Here is a 25,471-nt window from a genome sequence, read left to right on the forward strand (position 1 = left end):
ACATCCGACACACAACTCCGTCCCATGACTCCCCCAGATTCACTCCCCGAGGCGGACGTGTCACGACGCGAGTTACTCGGTGGTGTGGGCGCCCTCGCCGCCGGGTTCGGCGGCGGCGTCGTCTTCAACGGCGGCGCGGTGTTCCCCTCCCGAAAGCTCCCGCCGTACGTCGCCCGACAGGGGAAACTACGCTGGGAGTTACACCCCCTCTCGTACAAGGACTGGACCGTCGGCGAGTTCTACGACTACCGACCGCAGGGTGGACAGAGCGCCGACTTCCCACTCGACCTGAGCGCGGTGGAGAACGCGAGTCGGATCTTCGTCTACGACGGACCGGTCGACGACAGCGTCGCCTTCTACCACGGGAGCGCGGAGGCGCGTTCCGGCGGGACCGCCTTCTTCAAGTTCTCCGGGTTCTCGCGCAGCAAGGGCGAGTGGGCCGTCCGCGACGACACGATGGGCGTCGACGACGACTTCGAGAAGTGGGAGGGCGGCAACTCGAAGGTGAAGTGGCAGTGGGGACCACACGAGACCGACGGCGGCGCCTACTGGGGCACGGTCGGCGAGAAGAAGGTAAAGATCTACCCCAAGACGCTCCGCGGCGTCGACTCGTGGCGGTTGCTCTCGCAGACGAGCGCGGGGGTCCGCCGCATCGAACTCGACCAGTCGAACCCGCTGTACATCGAGTCGCCGAAGCGGCCCGTCCGGACGGTCGAAATGGACGTCATGCCCGACGACCCCAAGAACGTCTTCGACCCGTACGCCAAGGGCCGCATCACCGTCGTGCTCCAACCCGGTGCGGAGGCCGACCCCAAGAACATCGACCCCGGGAACGTCTCGATCTACTTCGGCTCGCGCGCGAAACTCGCGAGCGGGAGCGGCGCCCAGCCACAGAAGTACTACGAGAAGGACGGGAAGTTGTACCTCGAGTTCAAGTTGCAGTCGGCCGGCTTCGAACTCGACAGCGACGACGCCTACCTGACGACGAAGTCGAAGGACGGCGCGTGGATTCGCGGCCGGGACGCCATCAACCCCGGCGGCGTCGACGGCGGCGCCGCGGCGTCCCGTCCCCTCTCGCTCTACGGCTACAGCGTCGACGCGACCGGTGACGACTCGACGAACCTCGACGGCGAGTGGGTCGAACTGAAGAACACGAGCGGCGGTCCGCTCGACCTGACCGGGTGGACGATCTCGGATACGGACACGAACACATACACGTTCCCCGAGGGGTTCACCCTCCCCGCCGGCGAGTCGGTCCGGGTCCACTCCGGGTCCGGCACCGACGGCACGAACCACCTCTACTGGGGCGCTTCGAAGCCCATCTGGCAGAACGGCGGCGACCGCATCGTCGTCCGGAACCCGCAGAACGAGGCGGTCATCTTCCAGGTCTACCCGTCGGGGTAGCCACTCGGCCCTTCAGTTCTCGACGACGTCTTCGGGGAGTGCGTACGGTTGTCCGCAGCCGTGCTGTTCGTACGTACACGCCGGACAGATACTGTGTTTCTCGCGTCGGTGTGGGACCGACTGGCGCTGTCGTCGCTGGTCCGCTTCGAGGCTCGAGCGCGTCTCGTCGTCGACCTCGGCGAACGGAACGAGGGCTTCGCCGCAGACCGGACACTGGTCTCGACTGTGACTCACGTGCGAAGGGACAGCACACACCGCCAAGGAACTGCCGGTGGCGGCAGCGACCGTCGAGAAGAAGAGGACCGAGGAGAGTCAGGACGGTCAGTCCCGACGGCGGGCGAGGAGCGCCGCGGCGAGCGCCGCGACCAGCGCACTGACGACGCCGAACCCGGGCGTGTCCTCCGTGGACGTGCTCGGCGTGGTGTCGGTGTCGTCGGTTCCGTCGGCCTCCTCGGTCGTCGTGTCGGCTGACTGCGTCGTCGTCGTCTGAGACTGCTGGACCTGGCTGTCGGGGTCGTCGACCGCGAGCGCGAACGTCGAGAGGTGGCCGAGTTCGACGCGGTAGTGGTGCTCGCCGCCGGACTGCCCGACGTAGGTCGCGTTCAGCCGGTTCCACTCGCCGTCACCGAAGCGGTAGACACCGACGCGGTCGGAGGTGGTGACGTCGTCGGCATCGACTGCGAAGGTGAGCGTCGCCGTGCGAATCTGTGAGTCGTTCACCTCGTGGCCGACCTCGAAGTAGGTGAGTGCGTCAACGCTCTCGTTCGCGACCGGTTCGCCGGTCGGCGAGGTGGCGTTCGTCGAGACGGTCACGTTCGGTTCGCCGCTGAAGTTCGCCGAGACGTTCACCGCTTCGAGGGCCGCGCCGGTCCGGTTCTCGACCGGCGTCGTCGGCGTGGAGAGGTTGACCGGCGTGACGTTCACCGGCGTCGTGGCGTTGATCGGCGAGACCGTCGTGTCGTTCGTGGTCGACGTCACGTTGGTCAGCGGCGCCGTCGTGTCGTCCTCGACGATAGTCTCGGTCTCGTCACCGTCGGTCGGTGCGACGACGGTCACGTCGGCCATCGTCGGTTCGGCGTCACTGTCGCCGTCGCTGTCGAAGGCGGCGGCGCCGACTGGCAGCGTCTCGCCGGCCGCGTCGTCGGCGTAGCGGACGGACGCCGTGACGGAGACGGTCACGTCGACGAGGCCGCCGCCGTCACCCGTCTCGAGCGGTACGCGGACGGTGTCGACGGCCGTGTCGGCGTCCGACCCCTCGACGACCGTCGCGTTCGGCGCGGCCGTCCAGAGCGTAGTGGAGTTGTTCGCCGAGGCGTTCGTCGCGACGACCGTCGCGTTCTGGACCGTCACCGTGCCGCCGGTCGCGTCGGGGAGGCGGACAGTGACGACGTCGGTCCCACCGTCGCGGGAGAAGTCCGCGACGTCGACCGTCACCGACTGTGTGACCTGCTGGCCGGCGACGACCTGCGAGGGCACACTCGTGACGTTCACCACGTCGACCGGGACGGTGTTCACGAGGAGGCTATCGCGGTGGTCGTTCGGGACGCGGTCGCCGTCGGGTGCGGCGGCGACGTCGAGGTCGGCGACGAACTTACCCTCCTCGTGTTCGGAGACGTTCGCCCGGTAGACGTGTTCGCCGGCGTCGGTCTCCGTGAAGTCGTTACGGGTGAGCGTGCCGGTCTCGGCACCGGAGAGGTTCACTTCGAGCGGCGACAGTGCCTCGGTGGCGTTCACGACGAGGTCGACGTCCTGTGCGTTCGGCCCGCCGACGCGGACGAGCGTGAAGTTCGTGATGTGCGGCGGGTGGTCGACGACGGTGACGGTCGTGAACTGCTCGGGACCGTCCTCGTCGCCGTCGGAGTCGAACGCGTGCGCGTGGAACGGGTACGTCGCGTTCTCGACGTCGGGCGTCGTCACGTTCAGTTGGATCGAGACGGTCACGTCGGTCGTCCCGCCGTCGTCGCCCGTGTCGAGTGAGACGACGGTGCAGTCGTTGTCGGCGTCGCCGTCACACTGCTTCGCGGTGGCGCTCGCGACGGTGGCGGAACCGTTCTCCACGGACGCGCCCGCGAGCGTGTAGTCCGCGGCGAAGGAGTCGTTCACGTGGACGTGCACCTCGTCGGTGCCGCCGTCCTCGCTGAAGTTCGCGACCTGCACCGAGACGTTCAGCGTCGTCGACTCGTTGGCCGAGACGGGGTCCGGCGTGACGTTCCCGCCGATAACCTCGACAGGAACGGTGTTCACCGTCGCGTTGTCGGCGTAGTCGTCGGTCGTGTCGCCGTCCGCGTCCGCGGCGTGGGTGAGGTTCGCCCAGAAGTGACCGTCCTCGCCGGACGAAACGTCCCCGCGATAGCGGTAGCCGTCGGAGAGACGCGTCTCGTTCAGGTCGTCCAGGGTGAGCGTCCCGTTCGCGCTCCCGCCGAGGTCGACCGTCGCCTCGGCGAGTTCCTTCGTGACGTTGAACGCCACGTCGACGTCCTGACTCGTCGTGTCGTTGCCGACGACGAAGACCGAGTAGTTCGTGATCTGCGGGACGGTGTCGTTCACGTGGACCGACGTGACGTTCGTCTCGGTGTCCTCGTCGCCGTCGGAGTCGAGCGCCGTCGCGTCGACCGCGTAGGTCGTCCCCTCACTCCCAAGCGGGTAGTGGGCGGTGACGTTCAGCGAGACAGTCACGTCGACGAGACCGCCGCCGTCGCCCGTGTCGAGGTCGACTTCCGCGGTCGTCGCGGTGCCGTCGCCGTCCGCGTCGACGATCGAGGCGTTCGTGACGGACGCGTTCGCGGCGGTGACGTTCCCGAGCGTGACGTCGAGCGATTCGTCGAACCCGACCCGGAGCGTGTCCGTCCCTCCGTCCGTCGAGTAGTCCTCGACGTCGACGGTGACGGTGTGCTCGACCGTCGTGTTGTCGTCGGCGACGGTGTCGTTGGTGATGGTGCCGTTCACCACGTCGACGCCGACCGTGTTCACGGTGAGCGTGTCCTCGTCGTCCTCGTAGGCACGGTCACCCTGCGTGTCGGTCGCCGAGGCGAGTTCGGCGTGGTAGGTCCCATCTTCACCCGAGGAGACGTTCGCGGTGTAGTTGTAGGCGTCCGTACTGGAGGAGACGAGCGTGAGGTCGTCGAGCGAGAGCGACCCGCCGGCGTCGCCGGTCAGGTCGACGGAGACGGAGTCGAGTTGGTCGCTGGTGACGAACGAGAGGTTCACGTTCTGACTCGTGTTCCCGCCGACCGTGTGGAGCGTGAAGTTGGAGACGGTGAGACCGCTGTCGCCGACGGTGACCGACGTGACGTTCGACTCGATGTCCTCGTCGCCGTCGGAGTCGAGCGCCGTCACGTCGACCGGGAGCGTCCGGCCCTCGGCGGTACCCGGATAGTGGGCCGTGACGTTCAGCGAGACGGTCACGTCGGTCGTCCCGCCGCCGTCGCCCGTGTCGAGGTCGACGGCGACGGTCTCCTCGTCCGCGTCGGCGAGCGACGCGTTCGTCACGGTCGCGTTCGCGGCGGTGACGTTCCCGAGCGAGACGTCGGTGACGTTCGCGAAGTCGACGCGGACCGTGTCGGTCCCGCCGTCCATCGTGAAGTCGTCGACCGAGACGGTGAGGTCGTGGTCGACCGTGCTGTTGGGTGTGACGTTCGCGGGGGAGATGGACCCGTTCACGACGTCGACCGGGACCGTGTCGACCCACAGTTCGTCATCGGGGGTTTCGGAGATGGCGTTCCCCTCCGTGTCGACGGCGTCGGTGACGGTAGCCGTGTAGTGACCGTCTTCGCCGCTCGTGATGTTCGCGCGGTAGACGTAGGTGTCACCGGACTGGACCAGGGTGAAGTCGGACTTCGAGAGCGTCTCCTGGTGGTCGTCGCCGATCTCGACCGAGAAGGAGCCGAGTTCCTCGTTGGCGGTGACATTCACGTCGACGTCCTGAGAGGAGTTACCGCCCGTGGTGAAGAGGTTCACGCCGACGTTCGGCGGCGTGTCGTCGGTGACCTCGTAGATCGCCTTCACCGGATTCGACGAACTGGCGTAGTTGACGTCGATACTCGCCGTGTAGTTTCCGGGTTGGCTCGGGTTCTCGACGTCCCCGTACTTGACTGACCACGTCTGGCCGCCGGTGAGCGTCTTGCTCCCACCGACGTCGATGACGAGCGTGTGTCCGCCGTTCTCGACCGAGACGTCCTTGACCGAGTAGGACGCGTCGTAGTCGGCGTCGTCGTCGCTCGCGCTGTCGACCTTGACGTAGTGGACGTCCTCCGGGTCCACGGCACTAACGTTGGCACCGTCGTCGCCAGCGGTGTAGTCGATACGGATGTCCTCGATGGAGTTGCCGTCCTCGGCGGAGTCGGTCCCGTCCGGACTGAACGTCACCGTGTGGTTGACGACGTCGCCTGAGTCAGTGGGCGACGACGAGATGGTCGCATTGTCGACGGCCGCGACGGTGCCGACGAAGGCCGTCCCGAAGGAGAGCGTACTGACGAGCAGGACGGCAACCATCGCGAGCGCGCGCCCTCGCCGGCCGCTCACGGGGAGCCACCCCCGCTCGAAACAGTCGTCGTACCGTACTGTGCTGGCACGGCTGTCCACCTCGACCTGGGGGAAGACATGAGTACACTCGAACTGGGGCCCGAAGTCGGTTGAAAACTGTGGCCACGCGGACGTGGAAACGAACGTGAACGCGGACGAGGTGGCCACAATATATTTCAACCGGAAGGAGTGGAAGCGAAGCCCCGACACCACCGTTCAAGTGTTCTACAGTGGGAATCGTGGACGTCGACGCTACGAGTGAGACAACCCCACCACCGTTCGAGTGTTCTTCGACCGACGGACCGCGGGGGAGACCACCGTACGAGTGTTCCTTACCGCGAAAGAGGGCGTATCGCGTCTTCGAATATTACCGCTTCGACACCACCCTGCGAGTGTTCTCGTAGTGCGGCGCCGCGTCGAGGGGACCACCGTGCAAGTGTTCTGTCGGTCGTAACGTTCGAGGTGAGAAGTCCGACACGGGGACCACCGTGCGAGTGTTCCGGGCCGTCGGCATTCGGCAGAGTGCGAGTGGACGACCGATGGACGACTGCCCGAAACTGGTGGACGTTCAGTGCGTGTCACCGGCCCGCGACACGGCGCCGCGACCTCACCCGAACTTGAACAGGTCGCGCTGTTCGGGGTCGGTACCGTCGGGGGCCTGGTAGGAGGTCGCCTGCCCCTTCTGGTAGTGTTCGAGGATGTCGTAGACGTTGCTCGGGAGCACCTTCGAGAGGCGGTCTTCCTGCTCGCAGGCGCGGATGATGTCCTCGGGGTCGTCGGTCACTTCGTAGATGTAGGTCCGACCGCCCTTCCGGCCGAGGTTGCGCTCGGTCGAGCGAGCGAGTCCGAGCATACAGAGTTGGTCGAGGAACTCGTAGAACTTCCGTTCCGAGACCTCGTCGGCGCCGATGGTCGCCGCGAGTTTCGTGTAGAGGTTGTAGATGTGCTTCGTCCGCGCCTCCTTCTGCGGTTCGATGACCATGAGCGTCGCCGAGATGTAGGAGAGCCCCTGCTGGATGGAGAGTTTGTCCTCGAAGTAGTCGAGGATCTCGTCGGTCTCGATGTTCTCCGTGGCCTTCCGGACGTTCGCCTCGGTGACCGTCGCCGACCCCTCCATCCGGGCGTACTCGCCGGCCTTCTCCAGGATGCGGAGCCCCTGTCGGACGTCGCCGCGTTCTTGGGCCGCGAACGCGGCCGCGAGCGGGACGACCTCCTCCTCCAAGACGCCGTCCTCGAAGGAGAGGTCCGCGTAGTAGGTGAGGATGTCGCGGAGCTGGTTGGCGTCGTAGGGGCCGAACTCGATCTCGCGCTCGCCGAGGGTCGACTTCACCTTCGGTTCGAGCGTGTCGACGAACTTCAGGTCGTTCGAGATACCGATGAGTCCGACCTTCGCGTCGTCGATGGGCGTGTCCTCGTTCGCCTCCGCGCGCGGGAGGTCGTAGAGGAAGTCGTTGCGCGCGTCCGGCGGGATGTTGTCGATCTCGTCGAGGATGAGGAGGACGTTGCCGCCCATCGATTCGATCTCCTCGTAGAGGAACTGGAAGACCCGGTCCGTACTGTGGCCGCTCTGGGCGATCTGTTCTTCCTCCGAGCGGAGGTCGTTGACGATGGCCGTGACGAGGCGGTAAGCCGTCTTGTAGTGGCGACAGTTGATGGGACCGACGATGCTGAGGGGGACGTCGCGTTTGCGTGCCTCCTCCTCGAGTTTCTCGCGCATCCACTTCGTGACGGCCGTCTTCCCGACGCCGGTCGGCCCGTAGACGAACACGTTGTTCGGCTCGTGGCCCTCGACGATGTCCTGGAGGGAGTTCGTGTAGAGTTTGATCTCCTCGTCCCGGTGCATGATCTCCTCGGGCTCGTAGGCGTCTTTCTTGAGGGGCTGCTTCCAGGCGAAGATCTTGTCCTCCTCCTGGAAGGGGTTCTCGTCCTGTTTCATGGCCGGGTCGTTGTGTTAGAACGGGACACTCCCAGCGCTATAAACCTTACCAACCACCCTGCAAGTGTTTCGAGTGTTCCGGGTCGCTTAAAAAACACACACCCACCACTCTGCAAGTGTTCTGGGTCGTCGAGAGGGGGTGGGGGCGGTTGGAGTGGTCGGAAGGAGGACCGAGGGACGAGAGGTCGAGAGATTGAGAAACGAGACGAGGTCTTCGACGGCGAGAACGGCTGGTGGACGTCGAAGAAGAGTCCGCCGACGGGAGCGGGTCGACGCCGTCCGTCGCAGCGGCCCGATGGCCGATGGGAGCGGACGAGAGGTGACAGGAGACGATGAGACGAGAGAAGGTGAGAGAGGACGAGACGAACCACCGAGAACACACTCAGGACGTCCTGTTGTACTACACTATCGTCTACTCCACCTACTACACTACTACTTACTACGTTACTCTAGTACTAGTCTAGATAGAGAGTATAACTTTTTGGGTTCAGGAAAAATTGGTGTCGGCGAACCGTCGATAAACCGTCTATTCTCCCAGATCTCTCGTATAATCTCTCTTCTCTGCCATGTCTTCATATACTCTCCATTCTCGTGGCACTCGCACCTTCCCGTCTCTCGCCGCAGAACACTTGCAGAGTGGTGGGTGTGTGTTTTTTAAACGATTGTTCCCACCCACCCTGCATCTGTTTCGAGTGTTCTCTCGCGTGGCGTCTCGGCCACGTCGACCAATCTCGAAGGTGTCGGTCGTCGCTTGGTCTCGAACGCGACTCGAACACTTGCAAGGTGGTGTCGACACCACCACCCTGCGAGTGTTCCGGGCGGTCGCGTCGACGTTGGCACACCACCCTGCAAGTGTTCTACCGCCGGTTCGAGATCGCGCCGTCAGTTCTAGAAGAGTCGTCTCGTCGGTCGATCTCACCGTTCGACGGCGGCTACCGTGAGGAGATCTAGCCGCAAGCCGACCAGCCGCAGTCGAGACACGTCGGACAGCCGCCGACCTGCTGTACGTTTCCGGAGCCACACTCCCGACACGAGTCTGCGAAGCCTGCCATGTGTCCGCTCGCTTCGGCGTGCGTCGGCAAGAGCGTTGCGGGGACGACTGCCGGCGTGCGTCGGGGTCGCCCGCCGAACAGGAACGTCCGTCCCACCGCCCTCGCGTTCGGTGCTCGACTTCCGCCGCCTCAGCCTTCGACCTTCGCCTCGAACTTCTCACGGACTTTCTTGACCTTCGGCGCGGCGTGCATCTGACAGTAGGCGTCCTCGGGGTTCTTCTCGAAGTAGTTCTGGTGGTACTCCTCGGCCTCGTAGAACGTCTCGAGTGGCTCGATCTCGGTGACGATCTCGTCGTCGTAGACGTCCTCCTCTTCGAGAGTCTCGACGTACGCCTCGGCCTTCTCCCGCTGCTCGTCGTCGTGGTAGAAGATCGCCGAGCGGTACTGCTCGCCGACGTCCGGCCCTTGTCGGTTCAGCTGTGTCGGGTCGTGGATCGTGAAGAACACTTCGAGGAGGTCCTCGTAGGTGATCACGTCGGGGTCGTAAGTGAGTTGGACGACCTCCGCGTGACCGGTCTCACCGGTGCAGACCGCCTCGTAGGTCGGCTCCTCGACGCGGCCCCCGGCGTACCCGGAGGTCACGTCGACGACGCCCTCGACGGTCTCGAACGCCGCTTCGACACACCAGAAGCACCCGCCGCCGAACGTCGCACGCTCGTAGTCGTTCTCGTCCATACACGTTCTTTTGGACTGCCAGGCGTTAAGGGTCCCGGATACGTGACCACAACTAGTAAGTAAAGTGCCATTAGGTACTATCGAATATCTGTCTGTCAATTTCTCGTCTCCTTCTATATCTCTACTATCGTCTCGATAACTCGATAACTCGCGGAGTAACTCGAATATAGTGCGAACAACTCGAATATACGTACCGATAACTGAGATATAGGGCAGATAACTCACTTATCGGATTTCGATACTCCTCTCTACTATCTAGTAGGTGGGATACTTTGAATACGTATCTTTCCGTGTTCGATTCGGTGACGACCCCGACGCACGGTCGCGTACTCTTTACGTCACTAACCGCGTAAAATTAGGAACGCTTATGGTCCTCGGTCGGGTACGAAGTGACGATGAATTCTGGAGACGGACCGTCGTGCGAGTGTAAAGTCGGTCGGGTCAGCCACGAGTACGGACTCGACGACATGGACACCGCACTTACGACGCGGTGGCGCGGGGAGGGCGGCGAGGAACACAGCCTGCGGGAACTCGAGGCGGTGTTCAACCGGGCGGTCCTCCGGGCGGCCCTCCAGCGGGCGAACGTCGAGGTCCTCGAAGGTGAACTCGAGAACACCTACCGGTTGCTCGTCGATGACGAGGTCAGCGCGGGGTCGCGCACGCAGGCGGAGAACCGACTCGAACGCGACGGTGTCGACGTCGAGACCGTCCGGAGCGACTTCGTCTCCCACCAGTCGATCCACACCCACCTCCGGGAGTGTCTCGACGTCGAGAAGAAACGCGAGCGCAAGGACCCGATCGAGTCGGCCCGCGACACCGTCTTCGCGATGGAGAGCCGAACCGAGAAGGTCGTGGACAACCACCTCGCACGGCTCCGCGAGAACGACTTCGACCTCGACGGGTATGACGTGTTCGTCGACGTGACGGTCGCCTGCGAGTCCTGTGGGCGCCACCACGACGTCGGCGCGCTCCTCGACGCCGGCGGGTGTGACTGCGAGTCCGCGACCTGAGGGGGCCAAAGCCGCCGGTGGAGCAAAGAATTATACGCTACGGCCGATTGCCTACGGTAGATGAGTACTATCGAACGAACCGAACCCGTCTCCGTGAGTGCCTCGAATATCGGTGGCATTGAGGAGACGGCTGTCGATCTGCGGCCGGGTGTAAACGTCTTGGTCGGTCGAAACGCGACGAATCGGACGTCGTTCCTGCAGTCGTTGATGGCGGCTGTGGGGAGCGAAGACGTCTCGCTGCGCGGCGGCGCAGACGAGGGCCGAGTCGAGTTAGAGTGGGAAGGCGACGTCGTCACGCGGACGCTCACTCGTGAGAATAGCCATGTCTCGTTCGGCGGGGACCCACTGCTTGACGACCCGACGCTGGCGGACCTCTTCGCCTTCCTCTTGGAGAACAACGAGGCGCGACGGGCGGTCGCGCGTGGCGACAATCTACGGGACCTCATCATGCGTCCGGTCGACACCGAGCGCATCAAGTCGCGTATCGACGATCTCCAGGCCGAGAAACGACGACTCGACGAGCGCATCAAGGAGACCGAACGCGCCGAATCACGCCGGCCCGAACTCGAAGCACGCAAGGAGGAACTCGAAGCCGAGATCGAAGAGACCGAAGCCGAACTCGAGGCCAAGCGACAGGAGATCGAGGAAGCCGACGCGGGCGTCGAGGAATCCCGCGAAGAGAAGGCCGAACTCGAAGACGCCCTCGACGAGCTAAACGACCGTCGCTCGGAGCTCAAGCGAACGCGTGAACGCCTCCAGAGCGAACGTGATAGTCTCGCCTCTCTCCGTGAGGAGCGGGACGAGGTCGAAGCTGAACTCGCCGATCTTTCGGAGGCACCCGAGGACGAGATTGCGTATCTCGACGATCGCATCGACTCCCTGCGAGCGGAGAAACGATCGCTTGAATCGACACTCAAGCAACTCCAGAGCCTGATCCAGTTCAACGAGGAGATGCTCAACGGTGATAACGAGGATTTGCTCCAGATTCTCGCCGACGAGGACGGCCACAGCCACGATGACGTCACGGCAGGACTCCTCCCGGACAGCAACGAAACTGGGGTCTGTTGGACCTGTGGCTCGGAAGTCGATCAAGAGGAAATCGAGTCGACGCTCGACCAGCTTCGCGATGTCGCCGACGAGAAACGCGAGGAGCGTTCGACAGTCACTGACGAACTCGAAGAGGTCCAATCGGAAAAGCAGGAGCTCGAAGAGACGAGCCGTCGCCAAAAGCGCCTTCAGAACCGGCTCGAAGAGCTTGACGAGGAGACTGACTCTCGTGAGGAGACCATCGAACGCCTCCAAGAACAGCGCGGCGACCTCGAGGACGACGTCGAGGACCTCGAGGAAACGGTCGAAGAACTCGAAGAGGAGAGCTACAGCGCGCTCCTTGACCTTCACCGTGAGGCCAACCAACTCGAGTTCCGCCTCGACTCGCTCACGGACGACCTCGACGACGTCGAGACGGAACTCGCCGAAGTCGAGTCGACCATCGAGAAACGCGAGTCACTCGAGACCGAGCGCGACGAGGTGAAAGCGGAACTTCAGGACCTCCGAACGCGAATCGACTCGCTGGAGGAAAACGCAGTTGAGTCGTTCAACGAGCACATGGAGGAGGTCCTCGACGTCCTCGACTACGAGAACATCGACCGGATCTGGATCGACCGCGCCGAGACCGAGGTCCGAGAGGGCCGCCGGAAGGTCGAGAAGACGACGTTCGACCTGCACGTGGTCCGGACGACCGAGGACGGCGTCGCTTACGAGGACACGGTCGACCACCTCAGCGAGTCCGAACGCGAGGTGACGGGACTCGTCTTCGCGCTCGCGGGCTACCGCGTCCACGACGTCCACGAAGAAGTCCCGTTCGTCCTCCTCGACTCCCTCGAAGCCATCGATTCCGAGCGTATCGCCGCCCTCGTCGACTACTTCGAGCAGTACGTCCCCTTCGTTGTCGTCGCGCTCCTCCCCGAGGACGCCCAGGCCCTCGACGACGACTACCACCGCGTCCGGGATATCTGAGCCGGACGTCCGGCCCTCCCGTTACGAACGTACCGATGTAAAACTCGGACGGTCGTTCGCCGTCGAGAAACGCCCGCTCAGGAGTGAGCGATGTTCAACTCGACTTCGTTCACGATACTCAACAGGATCTCCGGGATCTCCTCGTCCATCGGCTCACCCGCCATCCGGTGGCTCGGTCCGGAGACGACGCAGGCGCCGAGCACCGTCTCGTCGGGGGCCATCATCGGCGCCGCGACCGCGTACAGCCCCTTCGTGCTCTCGCCGTAGCTGTACGCGACCCCGTTCTCGCGGATCTCTTCGAGTTCGGCCTTCAACTCGTCCGGGTCCGTGATGGTGGTGTCCGTCGCGCGCGGGAGGCCGTGGCGTTCGAGTATCTCGTCGACGCGCTCTTCGGGGAGTTGTGCGAGGATGGCCTTCCCGGAGGCGACCTGGTGGAGGTACATACGTTTCCCCGTCCGGGTTCGCGACGGGACGCCGTGGTGGCCGTCCTCGCGGTAGAGGACGACCGCCTCCCCGTTCTCCTCGGTCATGTACTGGGCGACCTCGCCGGTCTTCTCGGCGAGTTCCTGGATCTTCGATTTGATGATGTCGGCGCCGGTGAACTGCGCACGGACGTAGCCACCGAGGTCCAGGAACCGGAAGCCGAGTCGGTACTCCTCGCCCTCCTTGACGACGTAGCCGTGGGCGACGAGGGTCGCGAGGTGTTTGTGGACCGTGCTCTTCGAGAGCCCAGTTCGGTCGGCGAGTTCCGTCACTCTGGCACCGTCGAGGTCGGTGAGCGATTCGACGATAGTGAACGTCGTGTCGAGGCTCTTGATTCGGGACTGGCTGCTCGAACCGCCGTCCTCGGGGTCGCTTCCTGTGGTCACGGTACACGAACCGACGGCAGCATCGACCATAGTGTTTACTGATGGGAAACTGAGCGCGGTACTGTTCGGTCATCGACGTCATCGACGCCACCGTCGAGAAACGGCTTCGAAGAAAAGAGCCACCCCGAGAAACGACGCGCGTTCGGGCGAACGGCGGGAGTCCCTGCTCCTCCAGGACGCGGGCGACCTGGTTCTTCTGGAACTCGTCGAAGCCGGCTTACTCGCCGCGGAACTCGGGTTCGCGTCCCTCGAAGAAGGCGTCGAGTCCCCCCTGGAGGTCGGCGGTGTCGAACAGCGAGGTGAACAACTCGGCCTCGTAGTCGAGTCCCTCGCGACGACCCATTCGGGACCCCGAACGAACCGCTTCCTTCGCCAACTCGAGTGCGATCGGACTCTTCGCGGCCACGGTCTCCGCGAAGTCGTACACCCGCTCGTCGAAGGCGTCCTCGTCGTGGACTTCCTCGACGAGTCCGACGTCGGCGGCCTCCTCGGCGTCGAGGAGCTCGCCCGAGAGGATCAGTTTCAGCGCCTGTCCCTCGCCGACGAGGTCGGCGAGTCGCTGGGTTCCGCCGCCGCCGGGGATGAGTCCGAGGTTGATCTCGGGCTGGCCGAGTTTCGCGTCCGCCTTCGCGATGCGGACGTCACAGGCCTGTGCGAGTTCACAGCCGCCGCCGAGCGCGTGGCCGTTGATTCGTGCGACAACCGGGAGCGTCGCCTCGGCGACCATCTCGTAGACCCGGGGACGACGGCTCACACGCCGCTGTTCGAACTGGTCGCGGTCGCCGAACTCCGTGACGTCGGCTCCCGCGACGAACGCGCCGCCCTCGTCGTCGCCGGTGAGGACGAGCACGCGAACGGCGGGGTCCTCCTCGGCGGCGGAGACGGCGTCTTTCAGTTCCGAGCGGACCGTCGCGTTCAGCGCGTTCCGGGCGTCCGGTCGCGAGATGGTGACGGTCGCGACTCGCTCGGCGCGTTCGCCGACCTCGACGTCGAGCGTCTCGTAGTCGGCGTCTGCGAGGCTCATTCGCCCTCACCGCTCGGCCGCACGGCCTCGCCGTCCTCCCAGACGTAGAACCCCTCGCCGCTCTTCTTCCCGAGTTTTCCGGCGCGGACCTTCTTCTTCAGGAGTTGCGGCGGGCGGAAGCGCTCCCCGAGTTCCTCGCGGAGGTACTCCGCGATGTCGAGGCGAACGTCGAGTCCCACGAGGTCGGTGAGTTCGAGCGGCCCCATCGGGTGGTTGTACCCCTCTTCCATCGCGGTGTCGATGTCTTCGACGGACGCGACGCCGCTCTCGACCATCCGGATGGCCTCGAGACCGAGGACGAGACCGAGTCGCGAGGAGGCGAACCCCGCGCTGTCGTGGACGACGACGGCCTCTTTGTCGAGTCCTTCGACGTACTCGACGGCCCGTTCCTCGACGTCGCTGACCGTCTGCTCGGCGACGACGATCTCGACGAGGTCCATGAGGTGAGGCGGGTTGAAGAAGTGGAGACCGATGGCTCGCGAGGGGTCGTCGAGCGCGCTGGCGATTTCGGTGACCGAGAGCGAGGAGGTGTTCGTCCCGACGATGGTCCCCTCGTCGGCGTGCTCCTCGACTTGCTCGAAGACGCTCTGCTTCAGGTCGACGTCCTCGGGGACGGCCTCGACGACGAGGTCGGCGTCCGAGACGGCCTCCGGCAGCGACGGTTCCCCGGTGATCCGTTCGAGCGTCGCGTCGCGCTCTTCGGGCGTGACCTTCCCGCGGTCGACGCCACCCTGGAGGTTCGCCTCGATGGACTCGAGGCCCGCGTCGACGCGTTCCTCGTCGACGTCGTTGAGAGAGACCGTGTGTCCGGCCTGCGCGGAGACCTGTGCGATACCGTGGCCCATGCTCCCTGCACCGATGACGGTGACGTGCATACGCTGTATCGGGCCGGGCACAACAGAATAAGTGTTCCGCTCGGCCGCTACGCCAGCGTGATGAGGACGACCCCACAGACCGTCACGAGGGCGCCGACGACCGTAGTCTTCCGGGCGGCCTGTCGCTCGCCGAGGAAGAAGATGCCGAGCGCGACGGTGAACAGGGGGCTGGCGTTGAAGATGGGGACGACTACGACGGCGTCGGCCAGGCCGAGCGCGGCGAAGTAGGCGGTGATGGCGACGGTCCAGCACAGGCCGGTGAGGACGAGGTAGCGCCGGGAGTCGGAGTGCAGTGCGACCGAGAGTTGCCCCGGGTTCCGGTAGAGAGCGATGGCGAGTCCGACGAGCATCCCGACGAAGAAGTTCGTCGCGAGCGCCGGGAGGAGCGGGGCGTCGAGCACCGAGAGACCGTACTTCCGGACGACGGGCGTCACGCCGAACCAGCAGACGACCAGCACCGAGACGGCCGCCGTCGTCGAGATGCCGGCAGTCCGTCGCCCGTCGTCCTCGCTGGTGGCGCGGGTGAGCAAGACGAGGCCGGCGACGACGACGAGGATGCCCACGGCGAGTGCGACCGTCAGCGTCTCGCCGAGGAAGACGACGGAGAATACGGCCGCGACGACGGGGCTGGCGCTCTTCACGGAGTGGGCGACGCCCGCGCCGACGAGGTGGATGACGCTCGACAGCAGGAAGCGACCGAGCCCCGACCCGAGGAGACCGCTGACGACGAAGACGGCGAACGCGGCCGGCGTCAGCCGTGGCTGGTCGAGGACGAAGACGAGCGGGACGAGCAGGACGACGCTGACGGCCGTCGTCGCGGTGACGAGTACTTCCGCCGAGACGTCGTCGAGTCCGCGGCGGGCGCTCACGTAGCCGACCGAGGAGACGAGTGCGGCGAAGAGGGCGACGACCTCGCCGGGGGGCGTTACGGGGAGTCCGAACGGGGCGGCCACTTATACGACGTCCTCGCGGCGGAGCCGTTCGATGTCGGCGTCCGTGTAACCGAAGTCGCGGAGGACGTCCTCGGTGTGTTCACCGAGCCGCGGCGGTGCGTCCTCGACGTCCGTGTCGAGCGTCGAGAAGTTGACCGGGTTGGCGGGGGACTTGAACGTCCCGAGGTCGGGGTGTTCCATCTCCGCGACCATGTCCTTCGCCTCGATGTGGGGGTCGTCGACCACGTCTTCGACGGTGTTGAGCGGCGTGCAGGGGACGTTCTCGGCCTTGAGGACGTCGAGCCACTCCTCGGTGGTGCGCTCGGCGAAGATGTCGTCGAGTTCCGCGTCGAGTTCCGCGCGGTTCTCGATACGGCCGGTGAACGAGGAGTACTCCTCGACGTCGAGCCACTCCTCCTTGCCGATGGCGCGACAGAGGTTCGGCCAGTGTTTCTCGCTGATGACGCCGACCACGATGTAGTCGTCCGCGGTCTCGAACGCCTGGTACGGCATCAGACTCGGGTGGCGGGTCCCCATCCGCTTCGGGTTCTCGCCGGTCGCGAAGTAGTTCGAGACGTGGTAGAGGAGGAACTGGAAACTCGTGTCGAGCAACGCGAGGTCGATGTGTTGGCCCTCGCCGGTCCGTTCGCGGTGGTAGAGGGCGGTGAGGATGGAGTAGAGGGCGGTCATCGCTCCCGAGATGTCGCTGATGGAGACGCCGACGCGGGCGGGTTGGTCCTCGGACCCGGTGATGCTCATCATCCCGGACTCCCCCTGGAGGATGATGTCGAAGGACTTCTTGTCGCTGTACGGACTCCCCTCGCCGTAACCGGACACCGCACAGTAGATCAGGTCCTCGGTGATCTCCGAGAGCGTCTCGTAGTCGGCGGCGAACTCGTCTTCTTTCCCCGGCGAGAAGTTCTGGATGAACACGTCGGCCTCGGAGACGAGGTCGTGCATGACCGCCTGCCCCTCGTCGCTCGTCAGGTCGAGGGTGATGCTCCGCTTGTTCCGGTTGAGGCTCACGAAGTACGCCGACAACTCGTCGCCGTACGCCGGCGAGTACGTCCGGGTCACGTCGCCGTGGCCCGGTCGTTCGATCTTGATGACGTCCGCACCGAAGTCGCCGAGCGTCTGCGTCGCCAACGGACCCACGAGTGCCTGAGTCGCGTCGACGACCACGAGGTCGTCTAGAGGTCGCATACTTGGAACCGTAGCCACGACCACCTTTATACGTTGCGTCATCTGACAGCTCCGTTAACTGAGACGCCGTCTCCGGCTTCCACTGTTCGGTTTGTGGACACCTATAGGAACATTTATTATGAATTATCCCCCGAGTTAGGGCATGGCTCGCAGTACCAGACGTCAGTGGCTCAAAGCGACCGGTGCGATTGGAGCGGCAGGATTGACCGGTCTCGCCGGTTGTTCGGGTGGGGGTAGCGGCAGTGGTGCGACGTCGATCGGCGTCGGCATCCCCAGTGCAAGTACGACCACCGGCCAGGCGAGTAACGCTTTCCAGCGCGTCGTCAAGGACGTCTCGCCGGACACCGAACCGGCGGGGACCATCCAGTGGAACAGTCAGGAGACAGGCGGTGACCCGCCGAGTATCCGCCAGTACAACCAGGGCAACCTCCAGGCGTTGACGTCCGGGAACTTCATCATCGCGTCCGCGATGCAGGAGAAACCCCCGTTCCAGCAGCGCCCGGTCGACGAGGTGCCCTTCCAGGCCTTCAAGATCGCCTCGCTGCACCTCCACGTCGTCGCGGTCGACGGCTCCGGCATCGAGACGACCGACGACCTCGTCGGCAAGAAGTTCTGGCCGCTCCCCCCGAGTTGGGGACTGCGCCAGCAGGTCGAGACCATCTTCAAGAACGCCGGCATGTGGGAGGACCTCGAACCGAACGTGGTCGACGCCGACACCGGCGACGTCGCCGGCGCCATCGAGGAGAACCGCGTCGACGCGCTCGTCGCCTACGGCTCCGGCTTCGAGAACCTCCCGGGCTGGGCGACCGAGGTCGACGCCCGTTCGGACCTCCACGTCGTGCAGGTCGGCGACAAGCTCAAGCAGGGTATCGAGCAGACCCGCGGGACGAACTTCAAGGAGATCGAGGTCTACGGCTGGAACCAGGACATGGGTTCGAAGACCGTCGGGTCGTTCCCCTCCGACTTCCAGTTCTTCTTCGGCCGCGACATCTCACGCGACGTCGGCTACGAACTCGCGAAGATCAGCCACGAGAACGTCGAGGCCATCCAGAACGGCCAGCCGGCCTACGCCGACCACAGCGACCCGGCGGCCATGGCCGAAGTCTACCTCGACGGTCTCCCGGTCCACCCCGGTGTCTACGACTTCCTCGAGGACCAGGGCGTCGACGTCGGTGACTACGAGCGCGGCACGGTACAGGAGTAGCGTCTCGACGACACAATGAGTGAGAACGAAGCGCCCGTGTGGTCGCCGGTGTCGCTCCAGCGAGAGCACCTGCTGAACAACCTCGTCACAGTCGTCGCGCTGCTCTTCTGGGCGAGAGTCGTACTGTACGCGTTCAACCAGGAGATTCCGCGGGCGAAGTACGCCGCCGTCTTCCTCGGCGGGGGCATCCTCGTCTACATCCTCCACGAGCAGTACAAACTGGAACACGACCAGTACCTCCAGCGGATCGGCCTGTGGCTGCTCGCGGTAGTGACGACGGTCACGTCGGCGTACCTGTACGTCAACTACGAGGTCCACTCGACGATCCGAGTCGGCTACGCCCTCGAGTACGAGTACGCGCTGGCCGCGCTGTTCACCCTCGCGATCATCTACCTGACCTACCGCGCGTTCGGCGCCGCGTTCGTCGCCGTCGTGCTCGTGTCGATCGTCTACGCCCGGTTCGGCGAGTTCTTCCCCGGTCTGCTCCAGCACAGCGGTGTCGGCGAACGCCAGATCGTCAACCTCCTCGTCCTGGAGTTCGACGGGTTCTTCGGGTCGATCACCCAGATCGTCGCCGCGTGGGTCGCACTGTTCTTGCTGTACGCCGGACTCCTCCGCGGGTACGGTGCGTTCCAGCTCATCATGCGCCTCGCGTTCGGCGCGGCGAAGTACTTCCGCTCGGGCGTCGCGCAGTCGGCGGTCCTCTCGAGTCTCATCGTCGGCTCTATCAACGGCGCACAGACCGCCAACGCCGCGATGACCGGTTCGTTCACCATCCCGCTGATGAAGCGAAACGGGATGAAGGCCGAGACGGCCGGCGGTATCGAGGCCGTCGCCTCCTCCGGCGGGCAGATCATGCCCCCCGTGATGGGCGCCGCGGCGTTCGTCATGGCGTCGCTCCTCGGAATCACGTACATGGAGGTCCTGGTCGCGGGCATCATCCCCGCGGTCGTCTTCTACGTCTCGGTCGCCATCGGCGTCCACTACATGTCGACCAAACAGCTCTCGGAGGGCAACGAGCAACTCGAGGCACGCATCGAGGAACTCGACGAGGGGTACCACCCGCTCGTCGAGGCGGTTCGCTTCGGTGTTCCCTTCCTCGTCCTCCTCTACTTGCTGGGCATCGCCCAGTGGACGGTCGTTACGTCGGCACTCTACACCTGTCTCGCGATGGTCGCGACCGGCGCGGGCATCCCCATCCTCCTGAGCGTCGTGCGCAGCGAGGAGAACGTCGTCGCGACGGTTCGCGAGGAGATCCACGACACCGTCGAGGGCGTCAAGTACGGCGCCACGACGATGGCACCTATCGCCATCATCATCGCGGCGGTCAACGGTATCGTCGACTTGCTGAACGCGACCGGCGTCCCCGGGAAACTCTCGCTCGCCCTCATCGGTATCGCCGGTGGCGTCATGGCTATCAGCATCCTCCTCGCGATGATCATCTGTCTCGTCCTCGGTCTCGGGATGCCGACGGTCGCGGCGTACACCATCGTCGCGTTGCTCATCGCGCCGACGCTGATCAACCAGTTCGACGTCCCCAGCCTGGCCGCACACTTCTTCGTGTTCTACTCGGCCATCCTCTCGGGGATCACCCCACCGATCGCTATCGCGGTCGTGGTGACGACCGGTATCGCGGGGTCGAACTTCTGGCGGACCGCGCTGGAGGCGCTGAAGCTCGCGACGCCGCTGTTCGTCCTCCCGTTCGCCTTCATCTACAACCCGGAGATCGTCACGGGCGGCATCACCGGACTGACGCTCCTGTCCGGGTTCGTCGTGTTATTGGGGGCCATCTCCATCACGCACGGTCTCAACTGCGCCGCACGACCGTTCGGTCTCCCCTCGCCCGCCGGGTACGCCGCACGCGCGGTCTACGTCGTCCTCGGCGTCGTCGCGATGATCTGGCCGACGATGCTCCCGCGGGTCGCCGCGATCGCCGTCGCGGTCTGCCTGTTCGTCGTCCAGTCGCGTCTCCCGAACGTCGCCGACGTCGGTGCCGTCCCCGAAGGCGAGTAACGCCCCACCGGGCCTCGCCCTTTGCCGGTTGGAAACACTTTACAACCCTTCTCGACTGACCTGCTTGTATGCGGGAAGTGTACTTGGTCGGTGCGGCACAGTCAGACTACGGGTCGTTCCCCGACGAGTCGTACCGATCACTGTTCTCGACCGCGTTCGAGGGTGCCGTCGACTCGGTCGACGGTGACCTCGACCGCGAACGAATCGACGAGGCCTACATCGGGACGCTCGGTGTCGGCGGCCGCCAACTCGGACTCCCGGGTCCGGCGGTCACCGAACACGTCGGTCTCGATGGTGCCTCGTGCACGCGCGTGGAGAACGCGTGTGCGGCGAGCGGCGTCGCGCTCCGACAGGCCGCACTCGCCATCCGTTCGGGCGTCGCAGACGTCGCCCTCGCCGGCGGCGTCGAAGTGATGACCGACATGAGCGGCGAGCAGACGCGCTACTGGCTCGGCGTCTCGGGCGAGACGGAGTGGGAGCGGATGGCCGGCACGACGTTCGCCGGCGTCTACGCCCAGATGGCCGACGCCCACATGGCCGAGTACGGCACCACGCGCGAACAACTCTCGCGGGTCGCCGTGAAGAACCACGCCAACGGAGCGAAGAACCCCCACGCCCACCTCGGCTTCGAGTGTTCGCTCGACCAGGCGATGGAGGGGTCGACGGTCGCGGACCCGCTGAACCTCTACGACTGCTGTCCCACCTCCGACGGCGCGAGCGCGGTCATCTTGACGAGCCGAGAGGTCGCCGAGGAACTCACCGACGAGCCGATTCGCCTCTCCGGTACGGGACAGGCGAGCGGTCGCGTCGGACTCTTCCAGCGACCGACCATCACGGGGATCCCGGCGACCACGGAGGCCGCCGAGCAGGCCTACGAGGAGGCGGACGTCGGTCCCGAGGACGTCGACTTCGCGGAGGTCCACGACTGTTTCTCCATCGCGGAACTGCTGGCCTACGAGGACCTCGGTTTCTGTGAGAAGGGCGAGGCCGGTCCCTACGTCGAGTCGGGTGCGACCGAACCCGACGGCGAGCGCCCGGTGAACCTCTCCGGCGGTCTCAAGAGCAAGGGCCACCCCATCGGTGCGACCGGCGGCGGCCAGGCCGTCGAGGTGTTCAAGCAACTCCGCGGCGAGGCGGGCGACCGGCAGGTCGACGGTCTCGAACGCGGACTGACCCACAACGTCGGTGGCTCCGGCGGCGCGGTCGTCGTCGGCGTCTACGAACGGGGGTGGGCCTGAGTGAGCGAGCGCGACCTCACTCCCGTCGAGAGCGCCGGCGCGTACGTCCCGCGCTACACCATCTCCGCCGAGACCATCGGCGAGGCGTGGGACGGCTTTCGCGCCCGCGGCGTCTCGGAGAAACGCGTTCCTGCTGGCGACGAGGACGCCGTGACGATGGCCGTGGAAGCGGCCCGCGACGCCATCGCGGCGAGTGACGTGGCTCGCGAGGAGTTGTCCGCGCTCGCGCTCGGGACGACCACCCCGCCCATCGACGAGGGCGACGTCGGCGTCCAGGTCGCCGAGATGCTCGGTCTCCCGCGGTCGGTCGAAGTCTCGGTCTTCACCCAGTCTACGCGCGCGGGAACGCGAGCACTCCTCGCGGCGAGTCGGGCCGACGGACCGGCGCTGGCCGTCGCGAGCGACTGTCCCCTCGGCGAACCCGACGACGCGCTCGACCACGCGGCCGGCGCGGGCGCCGTCGCGTTCCTCACCGCCGAGTCGGGTACGGTCGACCTCACCGACGTCGCCACCTACGCGCAGGAGTACCCCGGAACACGCTTCCGGCGACGCGGTAGCGAGAGTATCGAGGAGTACGGCGCGACGACCTACGGCCGGGACGCCTATGCGACGGCCGTCGCCGGCGCCGTCGACGGACTCGACCTCGGTGGCGACGCCGACGTCGAACCCACGGGCGTCGCGCTCAGCGCACCCGACGGGAGTCTCCCCGGTCGCGGTGCACGACGACTCCCATTCGACGCGGAGATCTACCACCTCGCGGGGGAACTCGGTGACACCGGCGCCGCGAGCGCCCTGTTCGGCCTGCTCGCGGCCTGGGAGGACGGTTCGGAGAACACGGTCGTCGTCGGCTACGGCGACGGCGCAGGGGCTGATGCACTCGTGACGACAGGCACACTCGACACCGACTGGCGGCGTACCGGCCACGAGATCACCTACGCGGAGTACCTCCGCAAGCGTGGGCACGTCCTCCCCGACGGAGGTGAGCGCTGATGGGGGCGTACGTCAGCGTCCCGACGTGGTGGCGCTCGCTCGGCAGTCGCTACCGCCTCGTCGTCGGCGAGTGTACCGAGTGCGGCGCGCACACGTTCCCGCCGGAGGGCGCCTGCGTCGAGTGTAACGCAGTCGACGCGCTCGAAGCGGTCGAACCCGAGGGGACCGGCGAGATCGTCGCCCACACCGTCATCGAGGGCGGCGCCCCGCCCGAGTTCGAGGAACTCCTTGACGCCGAGGGTGCGATCGGCGTCGCCCTCGTCGAACTGGATGGCGGCGCGCGCGTCCCCGGGATGCTCACGGACTGTGACCCCCACGCCCCGGAACGCGGCGACCGCGTCGAGGCGACGATCCGTCGCATCTACGAGGACGAAGGCGTCGTCCGATACGGGGCGAAGTTCCGCCCCGAGAACTAGAGGTAGACCCCGTCGGGGTCTAGTTCTTCGCGCAGGAGCGTGAGTTCGTCGTCGCTCGGCGGCGTCGTCTCGTCGAGGTCGTCGGCGAAGCGGACGTCCCACCCCGTCGCGTCGGCCACTTCGTCGCGCGTGACGCCCGGGTGGAGCGACGCGACGTACATCTCTCCGTCTTCGAACTCCATGATGGCCTTGTCCGTGATGACGGCCTCGGGACCGCCGCGGAGTCCGTGCTCCTCGCGGCCGCCCGGCCCGTCGACGTAGCCGGGACTCGTGACGAAGTCGACTTCCTCGGGAAACCGCTGTGCCTCGTGGGGTGCGATGATGAGCGTCCGCTCGACGTTGCTGGCGATTTCGCAGGCGCCACCGCTTCCCGGGAGACGGACGTCCGGATCGTCGTAGTCGCCGATGACGGTCGAGTTGATGTTGCCGCGGCGGTCGACCTGTGCGCCGCCGAGGAAACCGACGTCGATGCGGCCGCCTTGGAGGTAGTAGCTGAAGCCGTCCATCAGCGACTCGACGTCGAGCGCGCCGCTCGCGAGCACCGGGTCGCCGATGGAGAGCGGGAGCGAACTCGGGTTCGACCCGACCGTCCCGGACTCGTAGATCATCCGAAGCCCCGGTGCGTGGGTCCGCTTGGCGAGGTTACATGCGAGGTTCGGAACGCCGATGCCGACGAGGACGGAGTCGTCGTCGCGGAGTTTGCTCGCCGCGGCCGACACCATCAGCTCGGTGTTCGTGTACGTCATTCAGTAGTCCCCCATGTCGATGGCCGTCGCGTACTTCGTCCCGGCCTCCAGATCGAGGAGGCGCTCAGTCGGGAGCGTCTCGACGTACTCGCGTCGGTCGTCGACGCCGTACACGTACTCGTCGAGCCACTCTTCGACTCGCTCGTGGGAAGAAGACACCTCGTCCCACTCCAGGTACGCCTCGTTGTCGCGGGCGTAGTAGCCCTGCGCGTACGACGGGTGCGACCCGTACGGCTCCTCGACGACGTAGTCGACGACGTCGTCGGTGAACAGCGTCCGATTCGGGTCGCTCCGGATGACCGACTCGTCGACGACTTCCTCGACGGAGAGGACGACGGTGTCGGCGGCGAACGCGGCCTCCTTGTGCCCGCCCGTGATGCCCCACACGTGCGCGTTGCCCTGCGCGTCCGCCCGCTGGGCGCGGACGACTGCGACGTCCGGTTCGAGCGGTGGGACGGCGTAGACTGTCTCGTCGCCGAACGGCGACTCGACCGGTCGGATGTTCTCGTTGTGTTCGGGGAGGTCGGTGCCCGCGAACGTCCGGAGCGGGACGAAGGGGAGGTCGACGGCGCCGGCGTAGAGTCGCGCGGTCATGCCGAAGTGGGTGTACTCCTCCAACTCGATCTCGTTCGGGACGCCCTCCTCGACGGCCCGACGGAACGCACGGAGACTCCCGACGCCGGGGTTTCCCGCCCAAGAGAACGTCGCCTTCCGGACGCAACCGGCCGCGATGAGTTGGTCGTACACGAGGTCCGGCGTCGCTCGAACGACCTCCAGATCGCGGTATCCCTGTCTGATGATCTCGTGGCCGGCCGCGAAGGGGATGAGGTGGGTAAACCCGGCCAGGTACACGCTGTCACCATCGTCCAGCGCGCTGGAGATGGCTGTCGCCATGTCTACCTGCTTGGCTGTCGTTGTCACTACCCACTATTCGTCGCCGCCGCCACCTTAATACCTCGCCTTCCGGTGCCGTCCGTGTCCGGATTCGGACTGTGAACTGACCCGTCGATACACAAACTCGTCTCTCACTTCAACATTCTCTATATCTATCAGGTCTTTCACCTCGCCGAGGTTCAGCCAGTGCTCGCTAGGTAGATTCGCAACTTAGAGTAAACGGCCGGTAGAAGCATCAACTGGTGCAATATCTTTGCCTCTCCCACTAGTCGAATACGTGTGTCCTGTGTCGACACGCAATTTAGAACTTCCAGAGAAAACACGTTGTATCGGGGCGTAGAGGTGCGGTACCGTGGAAATATCTCGAACGCCGATTCTGTGCACGTACGTATGGATCGTCGACGTCGATAAATCTTCTATCTCTGTCTATTAACATTAACAGTCAGAAAAGTG

General features: G+C 65.3%; 19 protein-coding genes. 8 read left to right on the top strand and 11 right to left on the bottom strand.

Annotated features, from left to right (window positions below; genetic code table 11):
* Nucleotides 1–24 precede the first annotated feature (24 nt).
* Nucleotides 25–1,404, top strand: coding sequence for a lamin tail domain-containing protein (locus P0Y33_RS00505; RefSeq protein WP_279528622.1), 1,380 nt, complete (start codon nt 25–27; stop codon nt 1,402–1,404).
* Between the two features lie 12 nt (nt 1,405–1,416).
* Here the strand turns inward: P0Y33_RS00505 and P0Y33_RS00510 are convergent, their stop codons facing one another.
* From P0Y33_RS00510 to msrA, 4 genes are all read right to left on the bottom strand, one after another.
* On the bottom strand, nt 1,417–1,638 hold the full coding sequence (locus tag P0Y33_RS00510; RefSeq protein ID WP_279528623.1) for a hypothetical protein: 222 nt from the start codon (nt 1,636–1,638) through the stop codon (nt 1,417–1,419).
* An 87-nt stretch (nt 1,639–1,725) separates the two neighbouring features.
* A complete protein-coding gene (locus tag P0Y33_RS00515) occupies nt 1,726–5,925 on the bottom strand; it encodes a PGF-CTERM sorting domain-containing protein (protein WP_279528624.1) in 4,200 nt (1,399 codons plus the stop codon).
* 607 nt (nt 5,926–6,532) lie between these two features.
* Nucleotides 6,533–7,861, bottom strand: coding sequence for a Cdc6/Cdc18 family protein (locus tag P0Y33_RS00520; protein WP_279528625.1), 1,329 nt, complete (start codon nt 7,859–7,861; stop codon nt 6,533–6,535).
* A gap of 1,181 nt (nt 7,862–9,042) precedes the next feature.
* Nucleotides 9,043–9,588 carry a peptide-methionine (S)-S-oxide reductase MsrA gene (gene msrA, locus P0Y33_RS00525; protein ID WP_279528626.1) on the bottom strand — a complete coding sequence of 182 codons (546 nt, stop codon included), beginning with the start codon at nt 9,586–9,588 and terminating at the stop codon, nt 9,043–9,045.
* Between the two features lie 395 nt (nt 9,589–9,983).
* Here msrA and rdfA point away from each other — a divergent pair, with 395 nt between their 5' ends.
* Entirely contained in the window at nt 9,984–10,598 is a 615-nt protein-coding gene (rdfA, locus tag P0Y33_RS00530) for a rod-determining factor RdfA (protein WP_279528627.1), read from the top strand.
* A 60-nt stretch (nt 10,599–10,658) separates the two neighbouring features.
* The gene (locus P0Y33_RS00535) at nt 10,659–12,614 is read left to right on the top strand and encodes an archaea-specific SMC-related protein (RefSeq protein ID WP_279528628.1); all 1,956 of its coding nucleotides are present in this window, start codon (nt 10,659–10,661) and stop codon (nt 12,612–12,614) included.
* A 77-nt stretch (nt 12,615–12,691) separates the two neighbouring features.
* On the opposite strand, the gene P0Y33_RS00540 is transcribed toward P0Y33_RS00535, so the two are convergent.
* The 5 genes from P0Y33_RS00540 to P0Y33_RS00560 all read right to left on the bottom strand — a co-directional run bounded on the left by P0Y33_RS00540 (nt 12,692) and on the right by P0Y33_RS00560 (nt 17,517).
* Nucleotides 12,692–13,483, bottom strand: coding sequence for an IclR family transcriptional regulator (locus P0Y33_RS00540; RefSeq protein ID WP_279528629.1), 792 nt, complete (start codon nt 13,481–13,483; stop codon nt 12,692–12,694).
* A 217-nt stretch (nt 13,484–13,700) separates the two neighbouring features.
* Entirely contained in the window at nt 13,701–14,507 is an 807-nt protein-coding gene (locus P0Y33_RS00545; RefSeq protein ID WP_279528630.1) for an enoyl-CoA hydratase/isomerase family protein, read from the bottom strand.
* Nucleotides 14,504–15,382: a 3-hydroxyacyl-CoA dehydrogenase family protein gene (locus P0Y33_RS00550; RefSeq protein ID WP_279528631.1), complete on the bottom strand. Its 879-nt coding sequence runs from the start codon at nt 15,380–15,382 to the stop codon at nt 14,504–14,506. Before P0Y33_RS00550 ends, P0Y33_RS00545 begins: the two co-directional genes overlap by 4 nt.
* A 47-nt stretch (nt 15,383–15,429) precedes the next feature.
* Entirely contained in the window at nt 15,430–16,335 is a 906-nt protein-coding gene (locus P0Y33_RS00555; RefSeq protein ID WP_279528632.1) for a DMT family transporter, read from the bottom strand.
* A complete protein-coding gene (locus P0Y33_RS00560) occupies nt 16,336–17,517 on the bottom strand; it encodes a CaiB/BaiF CoA transferase family protein (protein WP_279528633.1) in 1,182 nt (393 codons plus the stop codon). It abuts the gene before it with no gap.
* Nucleotides 17,518–17,659: 142 nt separating this feature from the next.
* Here P0Y33_RS00560 and P0Y33_RS00565 point away from each other — a divergent pair, with 142 nt between their 5' ends.
* From P0Y33_RS00565 to P0Y33_RS00585, 5 genes are all read left to right on the top strand, one after another.
* On the top strand, nt 17,660–18,721 hold the full coding sequence (locus tag P0Y33_RS00565) for a TAXI family TRAP transporter solute-binding subunit (RefSeq protein ID WP_279528634.1): 1,062 nt from the start codon (nt 17,660–17,662) through the stop codon (nt 18,719–18,721).
* A gap of 15 nt (nt 18,722–18,736) precedes the next feature.
* Nucleotides 18,737–20,734 (top strand): TRAP transporter permease, encoded by a 1,998-nt coding sequence (locus P0Y33_RS00570; RefSeq protein ID WP_279528635.1) that lies wholly within the window; start codon nt 18,737–18,739, stop codon nt 20,732–20,734.
* A gap of 68 nt (nt 20,735–20,802) precedes the next feature.
* A complete protein-coding gene (locus tag P0Y33_RS00575) occupies nt 20,803–21,972 on the top strand; it encodes a thiolase domain-containing protein (RefSeq protein WP_279528636.1) in 1,170 nt (389 codons plus the stop codon).
* The gene (locus P0Y33_RS00580) at nt 21,973–22,962 is read left to right on the top strand and encodes a hypothetical protein (protein WP_279528637.1); all 990 of its coding nucleotides are present in this window, start codon (nt 21,973–21,975) and stop codon (nt 22,960–22,962) included.
* Nucleotides 22,962–23,378, top strand: a complete 417-nt coding sequence (locus tag P0Y33_RS00585) for a Zn-ribbon domain-containing OB-fold protein (RefSeq protein ID WP_279528638.1) — start codon at nt 22,962–22,964, stop codon at nt 23,376–23,378. The genes P0Y33_RS00580 and P0Y33_RS00585 overlap by 1 nt, the downstream gene beginning before the upstream one ends.
* Here the strand turns inward: P0Y33_RS00585 and P0Y33_RS00590 are convergent.
* Together P0Y33_RS00590 and P0Y33_RS00595 are read right to left on the bottom strand one after the other, a co-directional pair.
* Nucleotides 23,375–24,124: a CoA-transferase subunit beta gene (locus P0Y33_RS00590; protein WP_279528639.1), complete on the bottom strand. Its 750-nt coding sequence runs from the start codon at nt 24,122–24,124 to the stop codon at nt 23,375–23,377. The two genes, P0Y33_RS00585 and P0Y33_RS00590, sit on opposite strands and share 4 nt — an antisense overlap.
* Nucleotides 24,125–25,045 (bottom strand): CoA transferase subunit A, encoded by a 921-nt coding sequence (locus P0Y33_RS00595; protein ID WP_279528640.1) that lies wholly within the window; start codon nt 25,043–25,045, stop codon nt 24,125–24,127.
* Nucleotides 25,046–25,471 lie beyond the last annotated feature (426 nt).

Origin of the sequence: Halospeciosus flavus (genome assembly GCF_029814175.1) — an archaeon.
GTDB lineage: Archaea > Halobacteriota > Halobacteria > Halobacteriales > Halobacteriaceae > Halospeciosus > Halospeciosus flavus.